Origin of the sequence: Desulfobulbus alkaliphilus (assembly GCF_016918545.1) — a bacterium.
GTDB lineage: Bacteria > Desulfobacterota > Desulfobulbia > Desulfobulbales > Desulfobulbaceae > Desulfobulbus > Desulfobulbus alkaliphilus.
In genome coordinates, this window is record NZ_JAFFQC010000425.1 from 1 (window position 1) to 389 (window position 389).

At 57.8% G+C, this 389-nt stretch carries 1 protein-coding gene; it reads left to right on the forward strand.

The genetic code is table 11. The annotated features are described in order from the left end of the window. Positions 1 to 41: 41 nt before the first annotated feature. Positions 42 to 272: a hypothetical protein gene (locus JWG43_RS19240; protein WP_009277277.1), complete on the forward strand. Its 231-nt coding sequence runs from the start codon at positions 42 to 44 to the stop codon at positions 270 to 272. Positions 273 to 389: the final 117 nt, after the last annotated feature.

Genomic DNA, 389 nt, shown 5'->3' on the forward strand with positions numbered 1-389 from the left:
GTCCACGCCTGTATCAGCTCTCGCCCGAACCTAGCACTGTATTGAACAAAGTCGACTCCCCGTACACGGTATCCGTGTACCCAATTGAACAAGAACCCGGCGTCTGGTTTGCCACCTATCTCATCAATGAGTACAGAGATGGCACGGAACGCCTCCTCGCCAACGTCTCGATGCGCCACAACGTACATGGCACCGAAGCCCTCGCGAGGAATGCGGCGCGGCTTGCCGGAAGAGCAGCCATCGCACGTCTGGCGCACCGTCACAAGAACTGAACCACGCAAGCCGCCTTGGGCGGCTTTTTCGCTTGCGGCAACGGCAGGCGCAACCCCGAAGTCAAAGGGAAGGAAGTCACCATGTTTGCTAGCGAAGAATGGGAAGAACTGCATCTG